Origin of the sequence: Burkholderia seminalis (genome assembly GCF_001718535.1) — a bacterium.
Lineage (GTDB): Bacteria > Pseudomonadota > Gammaproteobacteria > Burkholderiales > Burkholderiaceae > Burkholderia > Burkholderia seminalis.
The window spans coordinates 1,925,573-1,943,931 of sequence record NZ_CP013398.1; the positions used below are offsets into that span (position 1 = coordinate 1,925,573).

The 18,359-nt window shown below is 68.4% G+C and carries 15 protein-coding genes; 8 read left to right on the plus strand and 7 right to left on the minus strand.

Annotation, left to right across the window (positions count from 1 at the left end; genetic code table 11):
- The first annotated feature begins 132 nt into the window (after positions 1-132).
- From WJ12_RS08730 to WJ12_RS08745, 4 genes are all read left to right on the plus strand, one after another.
- A complete protein-coding gene (locus WJ12_RS08730; protein WP_034186821.1) occupies positions 133-1,242 on the plus strand; it encodes an efflux RND transporter periplasmic adaptor subunit in 1,110 nt (369 codons plus the stop codon).
- Positions 1,239-4,388: an efflux RND transporter permease subunit gene (locus WJ12_RS08735; RefSeq protein ID WP_069245632.1), complete on the plus strand. Its 3,150-nt coding sequence runs from the start codon at positions 1,239-1,241 to the stop codon at positions 4,386-4,388. Before WJ12_RS08730 ends, WJ12_RS08735 begins: the two co-directional genes overlap by 4 nt.
- Positions 4,389-4,390: 2 nt before the next feature.
- Positions 4,391-5,956: an efflux transporter outer membrane subunit gene (locus tag WJ12_RS08740; protein WP_059557633.1), complete on the plus strand. Its 1,566-nt coding sequence runs from the start codon at positions 4,391-4,393 to the stop codon at positions 5,954-5,956.
- A gap of 127 nt (positions 5,957-6,083) precedes the next feature.
- Positions 6,084-7,112: a MerR family transcriptional regulator gene (locus WJ12_RS08745; protein WP_059557632.1), complete on the plus strand. Its 1,029-nt coding sequence runs from the start codon at positions 6,084-6,086 to the stop codon at positions 7,110-7,112.
- A gap of 72 nt (positions 7,113-7,184) precedes the next feature.
- On the opposite strand, the gene WJ12_RS08750 is transcribed toward WJ12_RS08745, so the two are convergent.
- Both WJ12_RS08750 and WJ12_RS08755 read right to left on the minus strand, forming a co-directional pair.
- A complete protein-coding gene (locus tag WJ12_RS08750) occupies positions 7,185-7,709 on the minus strand; it encodes a M949_RS01915 family surface polysaccharide biosynthesis protein (RefSeq protein ID WP_034186817.1) in 525 nt (174 codons plus the stop codon).
- 77 nt (positions 7,710-7,786) lie between these two features.
- On the minus strand, positions 7,787-9,169 hold the full coding sequence (locus tag WJ12_RS08755) for a sigma-54 interaction domain-containing protein (protein ID WP_059557631.1): 1,383 nt from the start codon (positions 9,167-9,169) through the stop codon (positions 7,787-7,789).
- A 253-nt stretch (positions 9,170-9,422) separates the two neighbouring features.
- Here WJ12_RS08755 and WJ12_RS08760 point away from each other — a divergent pair, with 253 nt between their 5' ends.
- From WJ12_RS08760 to WJ12_RS08770, 3 genes are read left to right on the plus strand one after another with little or no spacing between them, the layout of a single operon-like run.
- Entirely contained in the window at positions 9,423-10,307 is an 885-nt protein-coding gene (locus tag WJ12_RS08760) for an MBL fold metallo-hydrolase (protein ID WP_034186815.1), read from the plus strand.
- Between the two features lie 32 nt (positions 10,308-10,339).
- The gene (locus tag WJ12_RS08765; protein ID WP_059557630.1) at positions 10,340-12,013 is read left to right on the plus strand and encodes a bifunctional protein tyrosine phosphatase family protein/NAD(P)/FAD-dependent oxidoreductase; all 1,674 of its coding nucleotides are present in this window, start codon (positions 10,340-10,342) and stop codon (positions 12,011-12,013) included.
- 18 nt (positions 12,014-12,031) lie between these two features.
- Entirely contained in the window at positions 12,032-12,838 is an 807-nt protein-coding gene (locus WJ12_RS08770) for a sulfite exporter TauE/SafE family protein (RefSeq protein ID WP_059557629.1), read from the plus strand.
- 96 nt (positions 12,839-12,934) lie between these two features.
- On the opposite strand, the gene WJ12_RS08775 is transcribed toward WJ12_RS08770, so the two are convergent.
- The 4 genes from WJ12_RS08775 to WJ12_RS08790 all read right to left on the minus strand — a co-directional run bounded on the left by WJ12_RS08775 (position 12,935) and on the right by WJ12_RS08790 (position 17,017).
- Entirely contained in the window at positions 12,935-13,756 is an 822-nt protein-coding gene (locus WJ12_RS08775) for an ABC transporter permease subunit (RefSeq protein WP_034186812.1), read from the minus strand.
- Entirely contained in the window at positions 13,753-14,679 is a 927-nt protein-coding gene (locus WJ12_RS08780; protein ID WP_059557628.1) for an ABC transporter permease subunit, read from the minus strand. Before WJ12_RS08780 ends, WJ12_RS08775 begins: the two co-directional genes overlap by 4 nt.
- Positions 14,676-15,836 carry an ABC transporter ATP-binding protein gene (locus WJ12_RS08785; protein ID WP_059557627.1) on the minus strand — a complete coding sequence of 387 codons (1,161 nt, stop codon included), beginning with the start codon at positions 15,834-15,836 and terminating at the stop codon, positions 14,676-14,678. Before WJ12_RS08785 ends, WJ12_RS08780 begins: the two co-directional genes overlap by 4 nt.
- 86 nt (positions 15,837-15,922) lie before the next feature.
- Positions 15,923-17,017: a polyamine ABC transporter substrate-binding protein gene (locus WJ12_RS08790; RefSeq protein ID WP_059557626.1), complete on the minus strand. Its 1,095-nt coding sequence runs from the start codon at positions 17,015-17,017 to the stop codon at positions 15,923-15,925.
- Between the two features lie 394 nt (positions 17,018-17,411).
- Between WJ12_RS08790 and WJ12_RS08795 the strand changes: the two genes are divergently transcribed.
- Positions 17,412-17,615 carry a DUF1289 domain-containing protein gene (locus WJ12_RS08795; RefSeq protein WP_006493160.1) on the plus strand — a complete coding sequence of 68 codons (204 nt, stop codon included), beginning with the start codon at positions 17,412-17,414 and terminating at the stop codon, positions 17,613-17,615.
- Positions 17,616-17,689: 74 nt separating this feature from the next.
- Here WJ12_RS08795 and WJ12_RS08800 read toward each other — a convergent pair whose 3' ends face one another.
- A complete protein-coding gene (locus WJ12_RS08800; RefSeq protein ID WP_034186808.1) occupies positions 17,690-18,331 on the minus strand; it encodes an OmpW/AlkL family protein in 642 nt (213 codons plus the stop codon).
- Positions 18,332-18,359 lie beyond the last annotated feature (28 nt).

An 18,359-nucleotide genomic window follows, 5' to 3' on the forward strand; every position in this document is an offset into this window, starting at 1 on the left:
TCAGATACAGGTGTGTATTAGAATTCGCCACAGTTTTCGAAAGTGCTGTCCGCGCGCCCGTGCCGGCGCCGTTTGGGGCAAGCGCTCGCGCGCTTGCCGGCTTCGTTCCGCTCTACCTCACCTGGGGGTTTCGTGAATCGCTCCGGTTCCCGCGCCACGCTGCTGATCGGCGCCGCGCTTGTCCTTGCCGCCTGTCATCCGAAAGAATCCGCACCGCCGGCCCCGCGCCCCGTCGTCGCGCTGCCCGCGCGGGCCGACACCGCGGCGGCGGCCCGCTCGCTGCCCGGCGACATCCAGCCGCGCTACGCGACCCCGCTGTCGTTCCGCATCGCCGGCAAGATCATCGAGCGCAAGGTGCGCCTCGGCGACACGGTCAAGGTCGGCCAGGTCGTCGCGCTGCTCGATCCGTCCGATGTCGAGAAAAACGCCGCGAGCGCACAGGCGCAACTCGACGCCGCGACGCACAGCCTCGCGTTCGCGAAGCAGCAGCTCGACCGCGATCGCGCGCAGGCGCAGGAACACCTGATCGCGACCGCGCAGCTCGAACAGACCCAGAACAGCTACACGTCGGCGCTCGCGCAGCGCGACCAGGCGCAGCAGCAGCTCGCGCTCGCGAAGAACCAGCTTCGGTATGCGACGCTCGTCGCCGATCATGCGGGCTACATCACCGCCGAACAGGCCGATACCGGCCAGAACGTGTCGGCCGGCCAGCCCGTCTACCAGCTCGCGTGGTCGGGCGACGTCGACGTCGTCAGCGACGTGCCCGAGGCCGCGCTCGCGTCGCTCGCGCCCGGCCATGCGGCGACCGTCACGCTGCCGTCGCTGCCGGGGCGCCAGTTCGCCGCGAAGGTGCGCGAAATCGCGCCGGCCGCCGATCCGCAAAGCCGCACCTATCGCGTAAGGCTCACGCTCGCCGCACCCGACCCGGCGATCCGGCTCGGCATGACCGCGAACGTCGCACTCGACGGCGCGCCGGCCGCCGGCGACGCGCAGCCGGTCACGCTGCCCGCGACCGCGCTGTTCCACGACGGCGCGCAGCCGGCCGTCTGGGTCGTGCGCGCGAAGGACGACACGCTCGAATTGCGCCGCGTCGACGTCGCGCGCTTCAACGAGCGCACGGTGACGGTATCGCACGGGCTGCAGCCGGGCGAGCGCGTCGTGCTGCAGGGCGTGCATACGGTCAGCGCGGGCGAGAAGGTGCGCCCGGTCGCCCCGCTGCATCCGGAGGACTTCGCATCGTGAGCACCCCGCACGAAGAAGGCCGCTTCAACCTGTCGGCGTGGGCATTGCGCCACCAGGCGCTCGTCGTCTACCTGATCGCGCTCGCGACGCTCGCGGGCATCCTCGCCTACACGCGCCTCGCGCAATCCGAAGACCCGCCGTTCACGTTCCGCGTGATGGTGATCCGCACGTTCTGGCCCGGCGCGAGTGCGCGGCAGGTGCAGGAACAGGTGACCGACCGGATCGGCCGCAAGCTGCAGGAGACGCCGGCCATCGACTTCCTGCGCAGCTATTCGCGCCCCGGCGAATCGCTGATCTTCTTCACGATGAAGGATTCGGCGCCCGTGAAGGACGTGCCCGAGACCTGGTACCAGATCCGCAAGAAAGTGGGCGACATCGGCTATACGCTGCCGCCCGGCGTGCAGGGCCCGTTCTTCAACGACGAGTTCGGCGACGTCTACACCAACATCTGGACGCTCGAGGGCGACGGCTTCACGCCCGCGCAACTGCACGACTATGCGGATCAGCTGCGCACCGTGCTGCTGCGCGTGCCGGGCGTCGGCAAGGTCGACTATTTCGGCGATCCCGACCAGCGGATCTTCATCGAGGTGAACAACGCGCAGCTCACGCGCCTCGGCATCTCGCCGCAGCAGCTCGGGCAGGCCATCAACGCGCAGAACGACATCTCGTCGACCGGCGTGCTGACCACCGCCGACGATCGCGTGTTCGTGCGGCCGAGCGGCCAGTTCGACAACGTCGACGCGATCGCCGATACGGTGATCCGCATCAACGGCCGCACGTTCCGGCTCGGCGATCTCGCGACGGTGAAGCGCGGCTACGACGACCCGGCCGTCACGCAGATGCGCGCGAACGGCAAGGCCGTGCTCGGCATCGGCGTGACGATGCAGCCGGACGGCGACGTGATCCGGCTCGGCAAGGCGCTCGACGCGGAATCGAAGGACCTGCAGGCGCAACTGCCGGCCGGCCTGAAGCTGACCGAAGTGTCGAGCATGCCGCACGCGGTGTCGCATTCGGTCGACGACTTCCTCGAAGCCGTCGCCGAAGCCGTCGCGATCGTGCTGGTCGTGAGTCTCGTGTCGCTCGGCCTGCGCACCGGGATGGTCGTCGTGATCTCGATTCCGGTCGTGCTCGCGGTCACCGCCCTCTTCATGTACCTGTTCGACATCGGGCTGCACAAGGTGTCGCTCGGCACGCTCGTGCTCGCGCTCGGGCTGCTCGTCGACGACGCGATCATCGCGGTCGAAATGATGGCCGTGAAGCTCGAACAGGGCTACAGCCGCGCACGCGCCGCCGCGTTCGCGTACACGAGCACCGCGTTCCCGATGCTGACGGGCACGCTCGTGACCGTGTCGGGCTTCCTGCCGATCGCGCTCGCGAAATCGAGCACCGGCGAATACACGCGCTCGATCTTCGAGGTGTCCGCGATCGCGCTGATCGCGTCGTGGTTCGCCGCCGTCGTGCTGATCCCGCTGCTCGGTTACCACCTGCTGCCCGAGCGCAAGCGCCAGGCGCACGAGGCGCACCTGCCCGACGATCACGAACACGACATCTACGACACGCGCTTCTACCGCCGGCTGCGCGGCTGGATCGCGTGGTGCATCGAACGGCGCTTCGTCGTGCTGCTGATCACCGGCGCGCTGTTCGTCGTGTCGCTGATGGGCTTCTCGCTGGTGCCGCAGCAGTTCTTCCCGAGCTCCGACCGGCCCGAGCTGCTGGTCGACCTGCGGTTGCCCGAAGGCGCGTCGTTCGCGGCGACGCTGCGCGAAACCGAACGCCTCGAGAAGGCGATCGACAAGCGCCCCGAGATCGACCATTCGGTGAACTTCGTCGGCAGCGGCGCGCCGCGTTTCTACCTGCCGCTCGACCAGCAGCTGCAACTGCCGAACTTCGCGCAGTTCGTGATCACCGCGAAATCGGTCGAGGATCGCGAAAAACTCGCGACCTGGCTCGAAACCACGCTGCGCGACCGCTTCCCGGCCGTGCGCTGGCGCCTGTCGCGGCTCGAGAACGGCCCGCCGGTCGGCTATCCGGTGCAGTTCCGCGTGAGCGGCGACAGCATCGCGACGGTGCGCTCGATCGCCGAGAAGGTCGCGGCGACGATGCGCGGCGACGCGCGCACGGTCAACGTGCAGTTCGACTGGGACGAGCCGGCCGAGCGCTCGGTGCGCTTCGAGATCGACCAGAAGAAGGCGCGCGAGCTGAACGTCACGTCGCAGGACGTATCGAGCTTCCTCGCGATGACGCTGTCCGGCACGACCGTCACGCAGTATCGCGAGCGCGACAAGCTGATCGCGGTCGACCTGCGCGCGCCGAAGGCCGATCGCGTCGATCCGGCGAAGCTCGCGGGCCTCGCGCTGCCGACACCGAACGGCCCCGTGCCGCTCGGCTCGCTCGGCCGCTTCACGCCGACGCTCGAATACGGCGTCGTGTGGGAACGCGACCGCCAGCCGACCCTCACCGTGCAGTCGGACGTGCGCGCCGGTGCCCAGGGCATCGACGTCACGCATGCGGTCGACGCGAAGCTGAATGCGCTGCGCGCGCAGTTGCCGGTCGGCTATCAGATCAACATCGGCGGCTCGGTCGAGGAAAGCGCGAAGGCGCAGGCGTCGATCAACGCGCAGATGCCGCTGATGGCGATCGCGGTGTTCACGCTGCTGATGATCCAGCTGCAGAGCTTCTCGCGCGTGCTGATGGTGGTGCTGACCGCGCCGCTCGGGCTGATCGGCGTGGTCGCGACGCTGCTGCTGTTCGGCCAGCCGTTCGGCTTCGTCGCGATGCTCGGCGTGATCGCGATGTTCGGGATCATCATGCGCAACTCGGTGATCCTCGTCGACCAGATCGAGCAGGACATCGCGGTGGGCCACGGCCGCATCGACGCGATCATCGGCGCGACCGTGCGGCGGTTCCGCCCGATCACGCTGACGGCCGCTGCCGCCGTGCTCGCGCTGATCCCGCTGCTGCGCTCGAACTTCTTCGGGCCGATGGCGACCGCGCTGATGGGCGGCATCACGAGCGCGACCGTGCTGACGCTGTTCTACCTGCCCGCGCTGTACGCGACGTGGTTCCGCGTGAAGCGCGACGAACGCGACCCGCAGGACGGCCCGCCGCCAGGCGGCAGCGCATCGGCCGCGCCGTCGGGAGCCTGACCATGGATGAATCGATGAACCTGAAAACGAAAGCCGTGCGGGCGCTCGCGGTGGCGAGCCTCGCCGGCCCGCTCGCGGGCTGCGCGTGGTTCGCGCCGAGCGGCGAGCCGCCCGCGATGCCGTCGCCCGCGCACTACGGCACCGTGCCGCAAGTACAGCAGACCGTATCCGCGCAAGGCGTCGCACAACAGTTCGAAGTCGGCGCACAGCCGGTGCCCGACTGGTGGAAGCAGTACCGCTCCGACGCGCTGAACGCGCTCGTCGACGAAGGGCTGCGCAACAGCCCGACGCTCGGCGCGGCGTCGCATTCGCTGGACGCCGCGCGCGAACAGCTGCGCGGGCAGATCGGCAGCTCGATGCTGCCGTCGATCGACGCAGGCGCCCAGGCGACACGCCAGCGCGCGCTCGGCGTGCCGATTCCCGCGCTCGGCGCGCCGACGCTGCTGTACGACACGTTCGTCGGGCAACTGCAGGCCAGCTATACGATCGACCTGTTCGGCGTGTCGCGCTTCGCGAACCGCGCGCTCGCGAAACGCGTCGACGTCAGCGCGTTCCAGCTCGAATCCGCGCGGCGCGCGCTGGCCGCGAACATCGTCACCGCGTCGATCACCGTGTCGGTGCTCAACGCGCAGATCGGCACGACCGAGCGGCTCGTCGCGCTCGCGAACGACCAAGCGCACGACGCCGAACGCCGCTATGCGCTCGGCTCGGCGTCGCGCAGCGACGCGCTGAACGCGCGGCAAAGCGCCGACACGTTCGCGGCGAGCCTGCCCGCGCTGCGCCAGCAGCGCGACTCGGCGCGGCATGCGCTCGCGGTGCTGGTCGGCCGCACGCCCGACCGGCCGCCGGCGGATCTCGCGCTCGCCGATCTGCATCTGCCCGAGCAGGTGCCCGTCGTCGTGCCGTCGGACCTCCTGAAAAGCCGCCCGGACATCCAGGCGGCCGATGCGGGGCTGAAGGCAGCCGCGGCCGAAGTGGGCCTCGCGACCGCGCAGATGTTCCCGCAGCTGTCGCTGTCGGCCGCGATGGGACGAGGCGGCTTCAGCTGGCCGACGATGCTGTCGGGCGCCGGCGCGATCTGGAACGTCGGCGCGTCGCTGAGCCAGCCGATCTTCCACGGCGGCGCGCTGCTCGCGCAGCGCCGTGCGGCGAAGGCGACCTACGAGGCCGCGGTCGACCAGTACAAGCAGGCCGTGCTCGGCGCGTTCCAGAACGTCGCCGATTCACTGGCGGCGCTCGAACACGATGCGGAAGCGCTCGATGCGTCGTCGCGTGCCGCCCTTTCCGCGCGCGGCGCATACGACGACGCGGCGGCCCGCGTGCGGCTCGGCGCGCTGCCGCCGTCGGCCGCGCGCGCGAGCGAGCTGCAGTACCGCAACGCGCGGCTCGACGAGATCCGCGCGACCGGCGCGCGGTTCGCGGATACCGCGCGGCTGTACCAGGCGATGGGCACGCCGCCGGCCGGCAACGGCGACACATCCGCCAAGACCGGCAGCACGGCCGGCGATGCCGCAACCGGCCAGCAGGCCCACGCCGCCGCGCCCGACACCGCCCCTTCGACGCCATGACCGGCCCCTTCGGCCGGCCGCGTGCGGCGCCCCCGCACGCGGCCGGCCGCCGAATGCCGATCTTCCGCTTGACCCTCACGTAGCGTAACGTTCGAGACTCCAGTGTGCGCACCGAACGGAGGAACGAATGCGGCTGAAAGTGGGAGAACTGGCGAAACGCAGCGGGCTGACCGTCCGCACGCTTCATCACTATCACGCAATCGGTTTGCTGACGCCTTCGGCGCGCGCCGACAACGGCTACCGGCTGTACGACCGCCACGACATCGCCCGGCTCCACCAGATCCAGGCGCTGCGTCGCTTCGGCCTGTCGCTCGCCGAAATCGGCGATCACCTGAACCAGCCCGGCACCCCGCTCGTCGAGCTCGTCGCGAAGCAGATCGCGCTGCTCGACCGTCAGTTGGCGCAGACCGCGCAGCTGCGCGAGCGGCTCGTGAACCTGCATGCGCAGCTCGCGGCGGGCACGGAGCCGGAACTGGCCGATTGGCTCACCACACTGGAGTTGATGACCGTGTACGACAAATATTTCTCCGAGGAAGAACTCGCGCGCATGCCGATGTACCGGAAGAGCCAGACGGGCGACGCGGAATGGATCGCGCTCGTCGACGAGGTCCGTGCGCTGTATGACGCGGGCGTGCCCGCCGAGGACGAGCGCGTGCGTGCGCTCGCCGCACGCTGGATGGCGCTGCTCGTGCGCGACACGAACAACGATCCGCGGTTGCTCGCGAAGCTCAACCGGATGCACGAGCACGAACCGGCGATGCAGTCGAAGATCGGCATCTCGACCGCGCTGCGCGACTACGTGCTGCGCGCATCGTCGGAAACGAAGATGCGGCTCTTCGAGCCGTACCTCGCGCCGGACGAGATCCGCTTCATGCGCGCGCACTACGCCGAACGTGCGATGGAATGGCCGCAACTGATGGCCGACGTGCGCGACGCGATCGACGCGGGCACGCGGCCCGATTCGCCGCAAGGCCGCGCGCTCGCGCAGCGCTGGCTCGAACTGTTCCGCAGCTACGCGGGGCACGATCCGGCCACGCACGCGAAATTCCGCGCGGCGCTGATGAACGAGCCGGCGCTGACGAAGGATTCGTGGACCGACGAGACGCTGCTCGGTTTCGTGCGCGAAGCGATGGCGCAACTGGCGCCCGTGCGCTGAGCGCATGACGAGGCGGGCGGCGGACGGGCCGCGGTGTGCCGCCCGCTCACCCTGCACGCATCGGCCGCCGGTCTAGTCGTTGCGTGCGCTGATCCCGCGCCAGCGCTTCGTCATGTAACGCAGAAGCACGGGCTGCGCCTTCAGGTCCGCGTTCGGCACGGGCGCCGCGCCGCCGTCGACGAACTTGCCGTTGACCGTCACGGTTTCCTCGCCGCGCAGCACGTATTTCGTGCCGGCGTCCACCAGGAAATACTTGACCTGATCGGCACTGACGTCGCCGCGGCAGCCGATCTTGTACGCGAACAGGAACTGCTTGCGGCCGTTGCCGAGCAGGTCGCGCATTTCGATCGACTTCGGTACGACGTCGAGGATCACGTCGACCGGACAGGCCTTCACGTAGTCGCGCACCGTCCAGTCGGGATGGCCGTCAAGCGTCGCCGCCACCTTCAACTCGACATCGTCGCCGGACTCGGTCCTGGCCAGCGTCACCGCGTGCGCGCCGGCCGCATCGGTCCACGTATAGTCGGCGGCCTGGGCCGGGTTGCACGAGACGGCGGCCGCAAGAAACAGGCAAGGCGAAAGGAAGCGTCGGTTCATCGGCGAAGAGGCGGAACGGGAATACGTCATTATCGGCAAACCCGCGTACCGTTGCCAGCCGCGCGCGACATGCGTGTTCAACGCTCGCGCGAACCTACGCCGAGCGCCTTCATCCGCCGGTACAGCGTCCGCTCGCTCATCCCGAGCCGCTCGGCAAGCGCCTTGCGCGTGCCGTCGAACGTACGCGCGATACGCACGAGTTCCGCGTCCGGCACGTCGCGCGCGTCCGCCGCGGGATCTTGCGGCGCCGCCGCTGCCGCGACCAGTTCGGCCGGCAGATGCTCGACCCGGATCGTCCCGTCGTCCGCGAACAGGCACGCGCGTTCGAGCACGTTGCGCAACTCGCGGATGTTGCCGGGCCACGCATACGCGTCGAGGCACGCGCGTGCGTGTTCGGTCAGCCTGTACGGCCGCGCATTCGCGTCGCCTGCCTTGCCGCGCGCATTCGCGATCCGTCGCAGGATCGACTCGGCCAGCAGCGCGACGTCGCCCTGCCGTTCGCGCAACGCCGGCAGCGGAATCGGAAACGCGTTGATCCGGTAGTAGAGATCCTGCCGGAACCGGCCGTCGTCGATCATCTCGCGCAGCGGCTTGTGCGTGGCCGCGACGAGCCGGAAATCGGCGCGCAGCGCCTCGACGCCGCCGACGCGCCGGAACGTGCCCGACTCGATCAGCCGCAGCAGCTTCACCTGCATCGGCAGCGGCACGTCGCCGATCTCGTCGAGAAACAGCGTGCCGCCCTGCGCGGTTTCGACGAGGCCCGGCTTGCGCTGGTTCGCGCCCGTAAACGCGCCTTTCTCGTAACCAAACAGTTCGCTCTCGAACAGCGTCTCGGCGATCCCCGAGCAATCGACGACGACGAACGGCCCCATCGCGCGATCGCTCGCCTCGTGCAAGGCGCGGGCGAACAGTTCCTTGCCGGTGCCCGATTCGCCGAGCAGCAGCACCGGCAGCGTCGACGGCGCAACGCGCTGCAGCGCGCCGAGCGCCGCATTGAAGGCGTCGGAGCCGCCGACGAGCCCCTCCGCGCTCGGTTGCGCGGATGCACTGCGCACCGTCGTCAGCCGCTCGACATAGGCGATCACGTTGCCGTCCGCATCGAAGATCGGCCGCAGCTCGACGTCGACATGCTCGGGGCCGCGCGGCGTGTGATGGATGTGCAGCACGCGGTTCAGCCCGCGCGACTCGAGCGCCTGCTTCATCGGGCAATGCTCGCCGGCCTGGTCGCACGGCACGTCGTAGTGATGCGAAACCTGGAAACAGTGCCGGCCCACGTGCTCGACGCCGGCTACACCGAACTGGCGCCGGTACGCCTCGTTCGCCGCGAGGATGCGGTAGTCGGGATCGACCACGATCATCGGCTGCGGGTCCTGCTCGAGATAAGCGACGAGCGCGCGCACGTCCGGCAGCGCGTCGCGACGCGGCGCGGGAACGATCGGAATGGTGTCGTGCGGATGCATGCGGAGGCTCGCTCGGTAAAGAGGCGCCCGGGCGGACTGCCAGGCGGACTGCCAATTCTGCCACGACACTGCCAGTTGTGGCAGTCTTCGTCCGCCACCGGGTGTCGCTGCCACCATCACGAGGCCGCCGACGCACCGAAAACCCGAGCCGAATCAAGCCCCTGCCTGATCGGCCGATGCCGCACCGCTGGCTGGCACGCTTCTTGAAGTAAAGATCGCGATTGCAGATGCAGAACCCGATCGAGGACACCCCGTGAGCAACGCCCCCGCCCTGTCGGTCGAAGGCTTTTTCGACCCGGCGACCCACACCGTCAGCTATCTCCTGCTCGATACCGACAGCCGCGCGTGCGCGCTGATCGACAGCGTGCTCGACTACGATCCGACATCCGGCCGCACGCGCACGGCCAGCGCCGACCGGCTGATCGCCCGCGTCGCCGAACTCGGCGCAACCGTCGAGTGGCTGCTGGAAACGCACGTGCATGCCGACCACCTGTCGGCCGCGCCGTACCTGAAAGCGCGGGTCGGCGGCCGGATCGCGATCGGTTCGCACGTGCGCCGCGTGCAGCACGTGTTCGGCACGCTGTTCAACGCCGGCCCCGGCTTCGCGGAAGACGGCCGCCAGTTCGACCGGCTCGTCGACGACGGCGACACGCTCGCGCTCGGCGCGCTGACGATCCGCGCGCTGCACACGCCGGGCCACACGCCCGCGTGCATGACCTACTGCGTCGACGACGCGACGCAGCGCGCGGCATTCGTCGGCGACACGCTGTTCATGCCCGACTACGGCACGGCCCGCTGCGACTTCCCCGGCGGCGACGCACGCACGCTGTACCGCTCGATCGCGCGCGTGCTCGCGCTGCCGCCCGACACGCGCCTGTACCTGTGCCACGATTACCAGCCGGGCGGCCGCGACGTGCAGTTCGTGACGACGGTGGCCGAGCAGCGCCGCGCGAACGTGCACGTGAAGGACGGCGTGACCGAGGACGATTTCGTCGCGATGCGCACCGCACGCGACGCGACGCTCGACATGCCCGTGCTGATGCTGCCGTCCGTGCAGGTCAACATGCGTGCCGGCCACCTGCCCGAGCCCGAGAACAATGGCGTGCGCTACCTGAAGATCCCGCTCGACGCGATCTGAGCCGCACGCGCTGCCCCAACCGAGACCCCGACATGACCTCCATCCGCAAGCTGACCGACACGCTGTCGGTCTCGCCGCAAATCACCGCGGCCGACCTGCCCGCGCTTCACGCGGCCGGTATCCGCGCGATCGTCTGCAACCGGCCGGACGGCGAAGGCGCCGACCAGCCGACCGTCACCGAAATCCGCGCGGCGGCCGCGCCGCTCGGCATCGACGTGCTTTACCTGCCGGTCGATACCGGCAAGGTCACCGACGACCAGGCCGCGCAGTTCGGCGCGCTGCTCGCGTCGCTCGACGGCCCGGTGCTCGCCTACTGCCGCAGCGGCACGCGTTCGGCCACGCTGTGGGCGCTGTCGCAGGCGGGTCTGCGGCCGCTGAACGACATCATCGCGACGGCCGGCGCGGCCGGCTACGACCTGAGCGGAATCGCGTCGCGCATCGCACCGGGCGGGCGGCAAGCCGCGCCACCCGTCGTCGACGCACGGCACGACATCGTGATCGTCGGCGCGGGCGCGGCCGGCATCGCGGTCGCGTCGAGCCTGCTCGCGCGCGACGCATCGCTCGACATCGCGGTGATCGATCCGGCCGACGTCCACTACTACCAGCCGGGCTGGACGATGGTCGGCGCGGGCGTGTTCCAGCCGGAAACCACCGCACGCCGGATGACCGACGTGCTGCCGCGCGGCGTGCACCGGATCCAGGCCGCCGTCGCGGGCTTCGAGCCCGACGCGCACACGGTCGTGCTCGACGGCTGCCGCCGCATCGGCTACCGCAAGCTCGTCGTGTGCCCGGGACTCAAGCTCGACTGGCACGCGATCGACGGCCTCGCCGACACGCTCGGCCGCAACGGCGTCACGTCGAACTACCGCTACGATCTCGCGCCGTACACGTGGGAACTCGTGCGCGCGTTCCGCGGCGGCCATGCGCTGTTCACGCAACCGCCGATGCCGATCAAGTGCGCGGGCGCGCCGCAGAAGGCGATGTACCTGTCGTGCGACCACTGGCGGCGTGCGGGCCGGCTCGACGCCGCGAACGTCGAATTCCTGAATGCGGGCGCGGCGCTGTTCGGCGTCGCCGACTACGTACCGGCGCTGATGGAATACGTGAAAAGCTACGACATCGCGCTGTCGTTCGGCCACAACCTCGTCGCGATCGACGGCCCGGCACGCCAGGCGACGTTCGCGCGCACGCTGCCGGACGGCGGCAAGGAAACCGTCGTGCGTGGGTTCGACATGATCCACGTCGTGCCGCCGCAAAAGGCGCCCGACTTCGTGCGTTCGAGCCCACTCGCCGACGCGGCCGGCTGGATCGACGTCGATCCGGCGACGCTGCGGCACCGGCAGTTTCCGGACGTCTACGCGCTCGGCGACGTCACCAACACGACCAATGCGAAAACGGCCGCCGCCGCCCGCAAGCAGGCGCCCGTCGTCGCGCACAACCTGCTCGCGTCGCTCGGCCGCGCGCACGGCGATGCCGCGTACGACGGCTACGGCTCATGCCCGCTCACCGTCGAGCGCGGCAAGATCGTGCTCGCCGAATTCCTGTACGGCGGCAAGGTCGCGCCGACCTTCCCCGCATGGCTGATCGACGGCAAGCGCCCGTCGCGGCTCGCGTGGCTGCTCAAGGAGCGCGTGCTGCCGCCGCTCTACTGGAAGGCGATGCTCAAGGGCCGCGAATGGCTCGCGAAGCCCGCCGTCGCACGTTGACCGGAGCGCGATGACGTCATGCTGATTTCCCTCGTACTGGGCAGCTTCGTCGGCGCCGTGCTCGGGCTGACCGGCGCCGGCGGCGGCATTCTCGCGGTGCCCGCGCTCGTCGTCGGAATGAGCTGGCCGATGCAGCAGGCCACGCCCGTCGCGCTCGTCGCGGTAGCAGGCAGTGCCGCGCTCGGTGCGCTCGAAGGCTTCCGCCGCGGGCTCGTGCGCTATCGCGCGGCGCTGCTGATGGCCGTGGCCGGCGTGCCGCTGACCACGCTCGGCGTACGGCTCGCGCACATGTTGCCGCAGCGCCTGCTGCTCACGCTGTTCGCACTGACGATGCTGGTCGTCGCCGGCCGCCTGTTGCGGCAGGCGCTGCGGCAGGCGGCCGGCGACGCCGACGCGTCGCCGCTGTGCGTCGGCCGCGTGAATCCCGATACGGGCCGGCTGGTGTGGTCCTGGCCGGTCGTCGTGGCGCTGGCGTCGACCGGCGCGATGACGGGACTGATGACGGGGTTGCTCGGCGTCGGCGGCGGCTTCGTGATCGTACCGATGCTGCGCAAGTTCACGAATGTATCGATGCACGGCGTGGTCGCGACGTCGCTGATGGTGATCGCGCTGGTCGGCACGGGCGGCGTGCTCGCGACGCTCGTGTCGGGCACGCGTGCGCCGCTCGACGTGACGCTGTGGTTCACCGTCGCAACCGCGTTCGGCATGGCCGCCGGCCGCGGCGCGTCGCGCCGCCTCGCCGCGCGGCACGTGCAGGCCGGCTTCGCGGCCGTGCTCGTGTGCGTTGCGCTCGGGTTGCTGGCGAAAGCCGCGTTCGGCGCATGAGCCACCGGCGGTGCCGCGCACGCGCCGCCAAACGAAACGCCCGGCCCGACTCGTCGTCGGCACCGGGCGTTTTTCATCGCGGCCGCGGCCTGTCCGTCAGCCCGCGTAACCCGCCATCCGCTTGCGTTCCTGACGCAGCATCACGAAGTTCGCGATCACGACACCGGCCGTCACCGCGACGATGAACAGCGTCGCGAGCGCGTTCATCTCCGGATTCAGGCCGAGACGCACGCGCGAGAACACGACGAGCGGCAGTGTCGTCGAGCCGGGGCCCGACAGGAACGCCGACAGCACGAGGTCGTCGATCGACAGCGTGAACGACAGCAGCCAGCCCGCGATCAGCGCCTGCGAGATCAGCGGCAACGTGATCGTGAAGAACACCTTCAGCGGCGTCGCGCCGAGATCGAGCGCGGCCTCTTCCAGCGACGGGTTCAGCTCGCGCACGCGCGACTGCACGATGATCGCGACGTACGAGATGCACAGCATCACGTGGCCGAGCCAGATCGTGAACACGCCGCGCTCGGCCGGCCAGCCGATCCACTTCGCCAGTTCGATGAACAGCAGCAGCAGCGAGATCCCCTGAATGACTTCGGGGATCACGAGCGGCGCGTTGATCATCCCGCTGAACAGCGCGAAGCCGCGAAAGCGCCCCATCCGCGCGAGCACGAAGCCGGCCCACGTGCCGATGAACACCGACGCGAACGCGGTCAGCACGCCGATCTTCAGCGACAGCCACGCGGCCGTCAGCAGCTCGTCGTCCTGCACGAGCGCCGCATACCAGCGAAACGAGAAGCCCGACCACACGGTGACGAGCTTCGACTCGTTGAACGAATAGACGATCAGGCTGAGGATCGGGATGTACAGGAACGCGAAGCCGGCAAACAGCGCCGCGAACTGCAGGTAACGGTTCGGCTTCATCGACGGCCTCCCTGTTCCTTCGCCTGGAAGTGCTGGAACATCGCCATCGGCACGAGCAGCAGCAGCACCATCGCGCAGGTCACCGCCGACGCCATCGGCCAGTCCGCGTTGTTGAAGAACTCGTTCCACATCACGCGGCCGATCATCAGCGTGTTCGCGCCGCCGAGCAGCTCCGGAATCACGTACTCGCCGACCGCCGGGATGAACACCAGCAGGCAGCCCGCGATGATCCCGTTCTTCGACAGCGGCAGCGTGATCTGCACGAACGCCTTCCACGGCTTCGCGCCGAGGTCGTACGCGGCCTCGAGCAGGCGCAGGTCCATCTTCACGAGGTGCGCGTAGAGCGGCATCACGAGGAACGGCAGGTACGAGTACACCATCCCGATGTACACCGCGTAGTTCGTGCGGTACAGCTCGATCGGCGTGTGCGTGAGGCCAATCCACATCAGGAAGTTGTTCAGCAGCCCGTTGTTCTTCAGGATGCCGATCCACGCGTACACGCGAATCAGGAACGACGTCCAGAACGGCAGCATCACGCCCATCATCAGCAGGTTGCGGGTCGCCGGATTCGAGCGCGCGATGTAGTACGCCATCGGATAGCCGACCAGCAGGCACAGCAGCGTCGTGATCGCGGCCACCCACACCGAGTTCACGTAGGTCGCGAAATACAGGCTGTCCGTGAACAGGAACGCGTAGTGCGACAGGTTCAGCGCGATGTGCACGACGCCGTCGGTATACGACGCGAGTTCCGTGTACGGCGGGATGCCGAGCTGCAACTCCGCGAAGCTGATCTTGACGACCAGCACGAACGGCACCAGGAAGAACAGCACGAGCCACGTGAACGGCCCGGCGACGACCGCCGACGCGCCCGTCAGGTTGAAGCGCCGCACCGGCCACTCGAGCAGGGACTTGAACGCGCTCATGACGTCAGCACCACGCCGGCCGTCGCGCTCCAGCGCACGTAGATCTCGTCGCCGAGCCCCGGTGTGTCGAGCTCGGAAATCGCGAGGCTCGACACGTTCGCGATCACCGTCTTGCCCGCGTCGAGCTTCACGTGATACAGCGAATAGCCGCCCATGTACGCGACGTTGCTGATGCGGCCGCGCGCCCAGTTGAACGCGCCTTCGGGCGGCTTGCGCGTGAGCGCGATCCGCTCGGGGCGCACCGACACCGTGACCGGCATCCCGAGCGGGCCCGAGATCCCGTGGCTCACGTACAGCCGGCTCGGCAGCTCCGGCGATTCGATGTACACGTGGTCGGGTTCGTCCTCGACGGTCACGCCGTCGAACAGGTTCGTCGAGCCGATGAATTCGGCCGAGAAGCGGCTGTTCGGGTATTCGTAGACTTCGTTCGGCGAGCCGATCTGCACGATCTGGCCTTCGCTCATCACCGCGAGGCGGTTCGCCATCGTCATCGCTTCTTCCTGGTCGTGCGTGACCATGATGCAGGTGACGCCGACCTTGTTCAGGATGTTGACGAGCTCGATCTGCGTGCGCTGGCGGATCTGCTTGTCGAGCGCGGACATCGGCTCGTCGAGCAGCAGCAGCTTCGGGCGCTTGACCAGCGAACGGGCCAGCGCGACGCGCTGCTGCTGGCCGCCGGACAGCTGGTGCGGCTTGCGCTTCGCGTACTTGCTCATCTGCACGAGTTCGAGCGCGGACGCGACGCGTTCCTTCAGCTCGGCCTTCGGCGTGCCTTCCTGCTTCAGTCCGAACGCGACGTTCGACTCGACCGACATGTGCGGGAACAGCGCATACGACTGGAACATCATGTTCACGGGCCGCTTGTACGGCGGCATCTGCGCGAGGTCCTCGCCGTCGATCAGGATCTTGCCCGACGTGACCGTCTCGAGGCCCGCGAGCATCCGCAGCAACGTCGACTTGCCGCAGCCCGAGCTGCCGAGCAGCGCGAACAGCTCGCCCTGGCGCACGGTCAGGTTGACGCTGCGCACGGCCTCGGTGTCGCCGAATTTCTTGACGACGTCGACGATCTGGACAAAGTTCTCGGCGCGCGCATCGGCGCCGGAGGAGGAAACGGAGAACGGCGCGCCCGCGACCGGCGCACCCGACTGGCTATTCATGATGTGCTGCTTCTCTCCTGCGTTAGACGAACAAAGCCCCCGGGGGCACCAGGGGCTTCATGACTGCGGGTTCACTTCGGCTCGCGTCAGCGGCCCGACTTCAGCTCGGTCCACAAACGCGTCTGCAGACGCTGGATTTCAGGCGGCAGCGGCTTGAGCAGGAACAGCGTCTTCACGACGTCGGCCGGCGGGTAGACGGCCGGGTCGTTCGCGACGTCGGGCCGCACGTACTTGCGGGCCTCGGCGTTGGCGCTCGGGTAGTACACCGCGTTCGTGATCGCCGCGTGTACCTTCGGGTCCTCGATGTAGTTGATCCACGCGAGGGCCGCTTCCTTGTTCTTCGCGTCCTTCGGGATCGCCATCACGTCGAACCACACCGGCGCACCGCCCTTCGGAATGTAGTACTCGACCTTGTACGGCTTCTTCGCCTCGATCGCGCGATGCTTCGCGATCACGACGTCGCCCGACCAGCCGAACGCGAAGCAGATGTCGCCGCCGACCAGGTCGTTGATGTAGCCCGACGAGTTGAATTGCGTGATGTACGGGCGGATCTTCTTCAGCACGTCCATCGCGGCCTTGTAGTCGGCCGGGTTCGTGCTCATCGGATCCTTGCCGATGTAGTGCAGCGTCGCCGCGAACATCTGATCGGGCGCGTCGAGCACCGACACGCCGCAGGTCTTCAGCTTCGACAGGTTTTCCGGCTTGAACAGGATGTCCCAGTTGTCGAGCGGCACCTTGCCGAGCGCCTGCTGCGCCTTCGTCAGGTTGTACGCGAGACCGGTCGTGCCGTACGCCCAGGGCACCGAGTACTTGTTGCCCGGGTCCGCGCCGGCGACGAGCGCCATCAGTTGCGGATCGAGGTACTTGAGGTTCGGCAGCTTCGACTTGTCGAGCGGCGCGAAGATGCCGGCGGCGATCTGCTTGCCCGCGTAGTTGCTGGTCGGCACGACGATGTCGTAGCCCGAGCTGCCGGTCAGCAGCTTCGCCTGCAGCGTGTCGTCGCTGTCGTAGTTGTCGTAGCGGACCTTGACACCCGTCTGCTTCTCGAAGTTCGGGATCGTGTCCTTCGCAATGTAGTCCGACCAGTTATAGACATTGAGCTGCGTATCCTTCGCCGCTGCCGCCGACGCCCCCACGCACAGCGCGAGCGCTGCGAACCGGCCCACTACCTTTGCTTTCATCCCGTTCTCCCTCCGGCCGGACACGTTGCCCGGCTGTCGTCTGCCTCGTCATGGCGGCGCATTCTGGCGCGCCACCCCTCGAAAACCCCGAAAACTACCATCATTCGCGCGCCGTCACAAAAAAAACATGCCGGTGTCGCGCAAACGGAACAGATTCCCGCCGCCGGCCAGCCAGGCTGCCCGCGCGGCGGGGCGTTCCGGGGGAATTCTATCGGGTAATCGGCATCTGTCCACCGGGAAAAACGGTCAGGGGCGAAACCGCGGTCGCATACCGGGCGCGCGGCCGGACGGTCGCGCCGGCGCACCGGGATCGCATGCCGGCCGGCGCCGGCCGACCCGGCGGCCGCGATGCATTAAAATGGCGGTTCACGATTCAACCGCGCGAACCCTTCCGATGGCCTCCAATCTCCACGACCTGCCCGACAGCCCCTGCATCGGCGTGTGCTCGACCCTCTTCGACGAAGTCTGCAAGGGTTGCGGCCGCACGGCCGCCGAAGTGTCGAACTGGGTGTTCCTGAGCGACGACGAAAAGCGCGCGGTGTGGGAGCGCATCACGCGCGAAGGCACCGCGATGCGCTTCCAGTACGACAAGCTGTAAATCCGCCGCACAAAAAAAGAGCGGCATGCCGACCGCCATGCCGCCAACCCCAACTCTGTTCTTTTCCTGCCGCGTCAGAACTTCATCCCGACGCCCACGCCGACGATCAGCGGATCGATGTGCAGCGTGCCGATGCCCTTGTCGCCCAGCGTCGCATCGGTGCTCATCCAGATCTTCTTCACGTCGACGTTCATGAACACCTTCTTCGTCAGTTGCACGTCCACGCCGAACTGCAGTGCGGGGCCGAAGCTGCTCTTGTTGATCGACACGCCCTCCCCGCCGACGTTGAGCCCGTTGTTGTAGAAGTACGTGTAGTTCAACCCGGCGCCGACGTACGGCCGTACCTTGCCCGCGTGGTTGAAGTGATACTGCAGCAGCAGCGTCGGCGGCAGCACGCCCACGCCGCCGAGATTGCCGAGGCTCGACGTCATCTGGTGCCGCGACGTGCCGAGGATCAGCTCGACGCCGAGGTAGTCGCGGATCATGTACGTGAAGTCGAGCTCCGGCACGATCGCGTTGTTCACGCCCGTGTTGATCGCGCCGAGCGTATCGCTCGCGCGCTCGTTCGGCTGGATGCTGATCGCGCGAAGCCGGACCAGTACGTCACCCTGGTTGATGCCGTCACCGGGCGACGCCGCGTGCGACAGCGACGGCATCGCGACGAAGGTGGCCGCGACGGCGGCTGCGGTGACACAAGTTCGAATCGTTTTATGCATGGTACGGACCCCCAAAGAATGGTTTCCA

Bases quoted from the DNA above. Each gene is read 5' to 3' on its own strand.
- WJ12_RS08770 (WP_059557629.1), top strand. From the start codon at position 12,032: ATGCTGATTTCCCTCGTACTGGGCAGCTTCGTCGGCGCCGTGCTCGGG.
- WJ12_RS08775 (WP_034186812.1), bottom strand. From the start codon at position 13,756: ATGAAGCCGAACCGTTACCTGCAGTTCGCGGCGCTGTTTGCCGGCTTC.
- WJ12_RS08790 (WP_059557626.1), bottom strand. From the start codon at position 17,017: ATGAAAGCAAAGGTAGTGGGCCGGTTCGCAGCGCTCGCGCTGTGCGTG.
- WJ12_RS08795 (WP_006493160.1), top strand. From the start codon at position 17,412: ATGGCCTCCAATCTCCACGACCTGCCCGACAGCCCCTGCATCGGCGTG.
- WJ12_RS08765 (WP_059557630.1), top strand. From the start codon at position 10,340: ATGACCTCCATCCGCAAGCTGACCGACACGCTGTCGGTCTCGCCGCAA.
- WJ12_RS08785 (WP_059557627.1), bottom strand. From the start codon at position 15,836: ATGAATAGCCAGTCGGGTGCGCCGGTCGCGGGCGCGCCGTTCTCCGTT.
- WJ12_RS08780 (WP_059557628.1), bottom strand. From the start codon at position 14,679: ATGAGCGCGTTCAAGTCCCTGCTCGAGTGGCCGGTGCGGCGCTTCAAC.
- WJ12_RS08750 (WP_034186817.1), bottom strand. From the start codon at position 7,709: ATGAACCGACGCTTCCTTTCGCCTTGCCTGTTTCTTGCGGCCGCCGTC.
- WJ12_RS08745 (WP_059557632.1), top strand. From the start codon at position 6,084: ATGCGGCTGAAAGTGGGAGAACTGGCGAAACGCAGCGGGCTGACCGTC.
- WJ12_RS08800 (WP_034186808.1), bottom strand. From the start codon at position 18,331: ATGCATAAAACGATTCGAACTTGTGTCACCGCAGCCGCCGTCGCGGCC.
- WJ12_RS08740 (WP_059557633.1), top strand. From the start codon at position 4,391: ATGGATGAATCGATGAACCTGAAAACGAAAGCCGTGCGGGCGCTCGCG.
- WJ12_RS08755 (WP_059557631.1), bottom strand. From the start codon at position 9,169: ATGCATCCGCACGACACCATTCCGATCGTTCCCGCGCCGCGTCGCGAC.